Below are 7942 nucleotides of genomic sequence, written 5' to 3' on the forward strand. Positions count from 1 at the left end.
CCCCCGCCCCCCCCATGGGGCTTTACGGGGGGGGGGGGGGGGGGCGCTTGGCCCGCGCGACTTTGTCCTGGGGCGGGGGGCTGGCCTTGGGGGGGGGGGGGGTGGGGGTCTGTGGTCCCCGCCACCCGGGCCAACCCGGGTATGACGTATCGGTTCTAGCAGCCGCTATACGCAGCCCGCAGCTGCAGCTTGTCGATCTTCCCGGTCGAGCCGCGCGGCATGCTCGGTACCCGCACCACTGCGTCGGGAATCCACCAGGAAGCGACCTGGCCGCGCAAGGCGCCGAGCAGGTCCTGGTCGCTGATCTCCTGGTCCTCGCGCAGCTCGACGAGCAGCAGCGGCCGCTCGCCCCATTTGACGTCGCTGCGGCCGATCACCGCCGCCAGGCTGACCTGGGGCAGGGCGCAGACCACGGCTTCGATCTCGGCCGGGTTGATCCATTCGCCGCCCGACTTGATCAGGTCCTTGGCGCGGCCGGTGATGATCAGGTTGCCGGCGCGATCGATCTTCGCCAGGTCGCCGGTATCGAACCAGCCCTCGGCGGTGGTGGCCGGCCTGTCCTGGCCGAAATAGCGTTCGATCACTGCGGCACCGCGCACGTGCAGGCGTCCCTCGACATCGCGCTGTTCGGGGAGCGGGCTGCCGGCCTCGTCCATAAGCAGCAGGTCCATGCCCAGCGCCGGGCGACCAGAGATCAGCGCATCTCGCGTGGGGGCGCTGAGCACGCCGAACGTGCCGACCGGTGACAGCTCGGTCATGCCCCAGCTGGTCTGAACGGGGATGCCGAGCTGACCCTCGATCCGCTCCATCAGCGCGGGCGGCATCGGCGCGCCGCCGACAAGGATGCGCTTGAGCGAGGGCAGGCTGGTGCCGGTCGCGTCGAGATGATCGCACAGGCCGAGCCAGACGGTGGGCACGCCGACCGCGATGGTGACTTCCTCGGCGGCGATCAGCCGGGCCAGGCTGGCGCCGTCGAGATGACGGCCGGGCAGCACCAGCCTGGCGCCCGCTGCCGGCACCGCAAAGGGCAGGCCCCAGGCATTGGCGTGGAACATCGGCACCACCGGCATCACCACGTCCTGGCTGGTGATGCCAGAGACATCGGCCTGGAGCAGGCGCAGCGTGTGCATGAAGCTGGAGCGGTGGGTGTAGGTCACGCCCTTGGGGGCGCCGGTCGAGCCGGAGGTGAAGCAGAGGCCGCTCGGCGCCTTCTCCTCGAAATCGCCCCAGGCAAAGCCCTCGCCGGCGGTGTCGAGCAGCGGCTCGAGCTGGGCGATCGCCGCGCTGCCATGGATCTGGGGCGTGAACTCGCCATCGATCACGAAGACCTGCCCGACACCGGGCGCTTCGTCGAGGATTCTGAGCGCCAGGGGCATCAGGTCGGCGCTGACGATCAGGATGCGCGCCCCCGACTGGCCGAGCATCCAGGCGAGCTGCGGGGCGGTGAGGCGCGGGTTGAGCGTGTGGCACACCGCGCCCATGCCCATGATCGCGAACCAGCTCTCGACATGCGACTGGCTGTTCCAGGCCAACGTGGCGACGCGCTCCCCCTTTCGCACGCCGAGGCCGGCGAGCAGCGACGAGATCTTGCGGGCGCGCCGGTCGAGCTCGGCATAGCTGGCATGGGTGATCGCACCACCCTCGCCGGCGGTGGCGACCTGCACATCGGGGTGCCATTTCGCTGCGTGCTCGACGATCCGGTCGAGGGTCAGCGGGAAGTCCTGCATGCTGCCGTCGATCACTTGCAGGCCTCCGCGGCCGGGGCAAGCGGCGGGGCGATCACCCCGACATTCCAGTTCCAGGGCTGGGTCCCCGCGGCCCGGCGGCGGCAGAAGACCTGATCGTGCAGCGCATATTCGGCCGGCTTTAGGTCGGCGGCGACCTCCGGCTTGTCGGTGAAGTGCATATAGGCGGCTCGTGCATTGTGGGATGGCCAGGCAGGATGGCCCGAAGCGGTGGGAGCGCCGGTACGGGCGAAGCTCGCCCAGTAATCGACCATCGCGTCGGAAAGCGCGCGCTCGGCCGGCATATCGGGGATCTTGGGCCAGAGCGCAGTCACCCGGTCGATCGTGCCGAACATGAAAGGCACTTCGCTGGCGTGGAAGGCGTGGATGCCGGCAGCGTCCGAGGACGGCATGTGGTGGTCGAAATAGTAGAGATAGGCCGGCTGGCCGGCCCGCGCCTGCTCGCGGACCAGCTTCTGCGAGTTCCAGGCGAAGAAGCCGTCGCGCGCGGCGGCGAGCATGTTCGCGCCGATCGCGTCCGAGGGGTAGAGGCGGAGGAACGCGTCGGCGAGTGGGCCATAGCCGGCGCGGATCTTCGCTTCGTAGGTCGCGGGCGTGAAGGTCGATGCCTCGGGCAGGCCCGGCAGGATCGATTTCATCGTGCTGATCTCGCCGGCGGTGAAGCCGGTCATCAGCGGCACCTTCGCCTGTTCGCCGCGCTCGAAGCTGTCGAGGAGCTGCCGGGTGATGACCGTGCCGTCGACGATCGCTGTCGAGGCGAAGCCGGCCTTCACGGCGCGGGCGGCGAGATCGGGGGCGGGGATCGCCCGCAGCTCCGCCACCGTCCTTGCGCCGATCGCGCCGGCATAATGCTCGCCAAGCGTCTCGGCGGAGGGAACGCCGTGCGCCATCGTCTTCAGTTCGGGGATGTTCATCAGCGACGCGCTCTGGACGATCGCCTTGCCGAACAGCCCTTGCGCCTGGGGCGATACCAGCAGGTGCAGGATGGCGAGGCCGCCCGCCGATTCCCCGGCGATGGTGACATTGCCGGGATCGCCGCCGAACGCGCCGATATTGGCCCTCACCCATTTCAGCGCGGCGATCTGGTCCATCACGCCGTAATTGCCCGAGCTGCCGTCGGGCGATTCCGCGCTCAGCCCCGGGTGCGCGAAATAGCCGAAGATGCCGAGCCGGTAGTTGATCGAGACGACGATCACCCCGCGTTTCGCCAGCCGGGCGCCATCGAACATCGCCTGTTGCGACGAACCGCGCACCAGGTTGCCGCCATGGATCCACACGAATACCGGCGCCTTCTTCGCGCGTGCCGGTGCCCAGATGTTGAGCGAGAGGCAATCCTCGCTCATCGCCGGATAGACCTCGGCATAGATGCTGCTGGGCGGCGCGGGCGGCTGCTGACAGGCCGCGCCGAACGCCGTGGCGTTGCGCACCCCGGTCCAGGCGGGCACTGCCACCGGCGGCTTCCAGCGCCGCTCGCCCACCGGCGCCAGCGCATAGGGTATGCCCTTGAAGACCTTCTGCCCGTCGACCTCGATGCCGCGGACGCTCCCCGCGGGTGCCTTGACGATCGACTGGGCGTCAGCCTGACCGGCGCCGACAAGCGCCAGGCCCAGCGCCGCAAAGCGGTGCGCTATCCCCATCTCACTCTCCTGAAATGCGTGTGTGCAGGGTCGGCGTTCAGCCGATCACCTTGTTCAGCCGCAGCCAGAGCTGCTGGTCGAAATCCTTGTCGCCCGCGGCGGCGCCGGTGCGCACCACCACGAGCTTCCTGCTTGGCACGACGAACAAGCGGCGGTTGAAGGCGCCGAGGGCGGCGACCGTGTCGGCAGGGGCGGCGGCGATCAGCGGGCCGTCCTTCCGGTTGCCCATCGCCCCCATCACGTAGTCGCCGCCGTTCAGCCACCAGAGACGACCATAGGCGGGGTTGGTCGGTGAGCGCTCGAACATCAGTTTCAGGCTCGCCTCGGAGACGACACGCTTGCCGTCGTTCGACACGCCGTTGTGCAGGATCATCAGCCCGAACAATGCGGTATCGCGCGGGGTGGTGACCAGACCGGTATCGTTGCCGATGCTGGCCAGCGCCGCGGGGCGCTTGCGCCAGGCGGTGTTTGCCATGCCGGCGGGCCCTGCCAGCCAGTCCCGCGTGATCGTCTCAAGCGGTTGCCGGGCCGCCGCCGCGACGATGCGCTTGGAGACCGCGTAGACCGGGGTGTTGTAGAAGAACTTCGTGCCGGCCGGAGCCTCGTAGCCGAACTTCTCGTCCAGGCCCGAGGCCATGTGCAGCACGTCGATCACGCGGATCTTCGCTTCCTGCTCGGGCGTCGCTCTGGACCAGCCGGCACCGATATAGTCGGCGACGGGCTTCTCGACGTCGATCAACCCCTTGTCGATCGCCACCGCGATCAGCACCGAGACGAAGCTCTTCTGCTGCGAGGCGACATCCTCGAGCAGCGCGCCGTCGCCGGCCTTGCCATAGACGAAGAGCGGGAACTGGCGATCGCCTTCGGGCGCCGGGAAGTTCTTCTCCACCAGCACCTTGCCATCCTGGATTACCAGGAAGCCGGTGGTGTTCTGATTGCGGAGATAGTCGAGCAGGCTGGTCATCGCCGCGTTGCCCGCACTTGCCGGAACGACAGGGCCGGGGCGGGCGGGGGCGGCGGCGGGCGCGATCGTCACACCGGCCATGGCCGCCGCGAGCAACATCAGCTTGGCGTGCGATCGTGCCTTCATCGTCATCTCCTGTTCGCGGCTGCGCGCTTCTTCTTTATCGGGGGAGCAGGGGCGGTCAGCGGCGTGACCTCGCGGACCCGGGGCCCGCGCGCGAGCATTATCCGGGCGACTTCGCCCTGCATGAAATAGAGGATGTCGCGGGCTGCCTGGCTCGCCTTGTCGGCGTCGCGCGCGATCAGCGCGGCGCGCACCTGGCGCCAATACTCATACGGGCCGGGGCCATTGGCGTTGATCGCCAGCGCGACATAGGAAAAGTGGAAGCGCGTCTTGCGCCGTACCATGTCGATCATCTTCTGCGCATCGGCGCTCGCCGATTCCGCCATCTCGCTGAAGATTGCTTCCGAGATCTCGATGATCTGCTCGCCCGGCGTCCCGGCGGCGGCGTCGCTCAGCAACCGGTCGATATTGACCAGCATGTGGCGGATCGCGGTATCGGAGGCACGCAGGCAGGCGAAGCGCGCGGCAAGGCCGTAGAGCGCGGCGCGGATCTCATAGAGATCAAACACTTCCTCCACCGTGGTGGCGGAAACACGGGCTCCGCGATTCTCCTCGATCTCGAGCAGCCCGTCGTCGGCAAGGGTGCGTAGCGCACGGCGAACGATCGAGCGGCCGACGCCGAACTCGCTGCACAGCGGCGCTTCGCGCAGCCATTCGCCCGGGGCAAGCTCGCTCCGCTGTATCCGAAGCCGCAGCGCTTGTGCCAGATCGTCGGCGGTCGAAATGGAACGCGCTTCCGCTGCGTCCGTCGACTCCGGCAATGCTGCTGATTCGTGATTGTCGGTCAAAGACTTGCCCTCTCGCGGGTTGGTTGCGCCATCGCAGTGCTTACCAATCCCGCACGGTCATTTCTATTGCGGCTGCCGGACTGTAGCAAGAGATTTGTCGGACCATAAATCAAAGATTGTCGTACAATCCTGTTGACTCGGTCTCACGATCGACGGATGAAAAGCTAGGCGCAGCAAAAATGCGCGCCATGGGAGGATGCATGCGAGATTTCCTTGCCACCACGGCAACCCTTGCGCTCGTCGTGGCCACGCCGGCCCTGGCGCAGACCACGACCGCCACCGCCACCACCACTGACGCCAGCCAGGAAGCTTCCGCGCCGCAGGACGCGCCCGCCGCGAGCGAAGAGAAGCGCAATGACGACATCATCGTCACGGCGCGCCGCCGCGAGGAAAGCATCCGCGACGTGCCGGGCACGATCAACGCGGTGACCGGCGATCAGCTTGATGCCAAGGGCCCGATCGCGGGCAGCGGCGATCTGCTCAGCACCACGCCGGGTGTCCGCTTCAACGATGTCGCCAGCGAGAACCTTGCCGAAGTCTCGATCCGCGGTTCGGGCACTGCGCGCGCCACCGGCGCGGATTCGGGCGTCGGCCTGTTCGTCAACGGCGCCTATGTCGGCAGCTCGACGCTGGGCGGCCGCAATTTCAAGACGCTCGACTATTTCGACATCGAGCGGGTGGAATCGCTGCAGGGCCCGCAAGGCGCGCTCTATGGCCGCAATTCCGAATTCGGCGTGGTCAATATCGTCCTGGCCAAGCCCAAGTTCGAAAGCTCGGGCTGGGCGCGTGGCATGTACACCTTCGGGCTCGACCAGAAGCGCGTCGCCGCGGTGATGAACGAAGCGCTGAGCGACACGGTCGCGGTCCGCGTCGGCGGGGAGATCTACGGCCAGACCGGGGGCTTCTACTACGACCCCAACCACAAGAAATATTATGACAGCACCCGCGGCTGGAACGGCCGCGCCCAGCTGCGCTATCGCTCGGGCAATCTCGACGTGAACCTGATGGTCGACGGGCAGGACCTGAAGCTGCCGAGCTTCGTCAACAGCCTGGTCATCGCGCCCGGCACCAACACCGCGGTGCCGCTCGGCTATTATCAGTCGCGCTACACTCTGCCGCACGACGGCAAGGACGGGCTGATGCAGAAGGTCGGCCGGGTGATGCTCAACGCCAGCTATGATTTCGGCTGGGCCAAGCTCGAATCGACGACGATGGCGACGCGGTGGCGCTCGAGCCAATATTATGGCGCCGCGATCGACTATGCGACGCTGGTTGCAATGCGCCAGCAGGGCCAGCTGGGGATCTATCCCTTTACCCAGGTCCACACCAATGTCGTCGATCGCACGCTCTATCAGGATCTCCACCTCACCGGCTCCGGTGCGGGCGGCAAGCTGACCTGGATCGTCGGCGCCGAGGGCTTGTACCAGAACGATGATTACCGCCTGGCGATCAACAGCTCGCCCTGCGCGTTCAATACCGTCACCCAGGGTATCTGCACCGGCACGCCGACCGCGAAAGTCTGCCTGAAGCCGCTGCCGAACTCGGCCAATTGCCCGGCCAATTATCCGCTGGTGTTCGGCACCGACAGCAACACGCAGCAGCGCATCTACTCGTTCGCGGCCTATGCCTCGCTTGGCTATCAGTTCGGCAATTTCTCGCTGAACGGCGAAGCGCGCATCTCGCACGACTACAAGACCGCGACGCAATATATCTACGCGCTCTACACCACCAACTATACGCGCCTGCCGACCACCTTCGTCTACAAGGCGGAGCAGCCGGCCTTCACGGCGACGGCGAGCTACAAGATTCCGGGGCCGACCAGCACCCTGATCTATGCCAAGGTCGGTTCGGGCTATCGCGCGGGCGGCGTCAACAACGGCACCTATAATGCCGCGGCGCCCAATCCCTTCCAGTATACCTATGGCAACGAGACGACGATCGGCTACGAAGCCGGGGTCAAGTCGACGATCACGCGCGGCGTGTTCGTCCGCGTCGCCGCCTATCTGCAGCGGACCAAGGATGCGATCACCAGCATCAACGATGGCTGCACGCTGACCAATGCCTGCCTCCAGGGTGGCCAGCAGTTCAACGTCAATGGCGGCACGATCGAGGCAAGGGGCCTGGAAGCGGCGCTCGACGGGCGCTGGCGCCTGGCCGGCGGCATGTTCTCGCTCGGGCTGAACGCCGCGACCCAGCACGCCACCTTCGTCAAGGTTCCGGCCGGGGTCACTGGCCTGCCGACGCTGGACAGCTCGGTGGCGCAGATCCCCGATTGGACGATGTCGGCGAGCGTCGACTATCGCCACCCGATCAGCGACAAGTCGAACGTGTTCGTCAATTTCAACTATCAGGGCCAGCGCGGCGGCATCCAGGATACGGTGACAGCGACCACGCCTGCCATCTACATGACCGATTTCGACCTGTTCGGCGCCCGCGCGGGCTTCAACTTCAACAAGGTCCAGTTCGCGGCGTTCGTCCGCAACATCACCGATCGCCAGATCCAGGTGCTCAAGTTCATGTCGGCGGGCTATCCGCTCTCGGTGCGCTACAACAAGCCGCGCACCATCGGCGTGAGCATGTCCACCCGCTGGTAAGGATCCGGGGGGCGGCTCCTTTTTCCATCTCCGCCTTCTTCCTGCCGCCCGGGTAGGGTTCACAATAGGCCAAACCGCCGGCCCCAGGTTA

At 66.8% G+C, this 7942-nt stretch carries 5 protein-coding genes; 1 reads left to right on the plus strand and 4 read right to left on the minus strand.

Annotation, left to right across the window (positions count from 1 at the left end; genetic code table 11):
- Positions 1-155: 155 nt before the first annotated feature.
- Genes AAHM44_RS24255 through AAHM44_RS24270 form a run of 4 tightly spaced genes read right to left on the minus strand, consistent with a single transcriptional unit; the run spans position 156 to position 5230 of the window.
- Complete coding sequence (locus tag AAHM44_RS24255) at positions 156-1742, minus strand: long-chain-fatty-acid--CoA ligase (protein ID WP_342251594.1); 1587 nt, start codon at positions 1740-1742, stop codon at positions 156-158.
- Positions 1739-3382 (minus strand): carboxylesterase/lipase family protein, encoded by a 1644-nt coding sequence (locus AAHM44_RS24260; protein ID WP_269575914.1) that lies wholly within the window; start codon positions 3380-3382, stop codon positions 1739-1741. The genes AAHM44_RS24255 and AAHM44_RS24260 overlap by 4 nt, the downstream gene beginning before the upstream one ends.
- Before the next feature lie 37 nt (positions 3383-3419).
- Positions 3420-4472: a serine hydrolase domain-containing protein gene (locus AAHM44_RS24265; RefSeq protein WP_342251595.1), complete on the minus strand. Its 1053-nt coding sequence runs from the start codon at positions 4470-4472 to the stop codon at positions 3420-3422.
- 2 nt (positions 4473-4474) lie between these two features.
- Complete coding sequence (locus tag AAHM44_RS24270) at positions 4475-5230, minus strand: GntR family transcriptional regulator (RefSeq protein ID WP_269575912.1); 756 nt, start codon at positions 5228-5230, stop codon at positions 4475-4477.
- A 227-nt stretch (positions 5231-5457) separates the two neighbouring features.
- Here AAHM44_RS24270 and AAHM44_RS24275 point away from each other — a divergent pair, with 227 nt between their 5' ends.
- A complete protein-coding gene (locus AAHM44_RS24275; RefSeq protein ID WP_342251596.1) occupies positions 5458-7851 on the plus strand; it encodes a TonB-dependent receptor in 2394 nt (797 codons plus the stop codon).
- Positions 7852-7942: the final 91 nt, after the last annotated feature.

This window comes from Sphingomonas sp. OTU376 (assembly GCF_038440415.1).
GTDB classification, from domain to species: domain Bacteria; phylum Pseudomonadota; class Alphaproteobacteria; order Sphingomonadales; family Sphingomonadaceae; genus Sphingomonas; species Sphingomonas kyeonggiensis_A.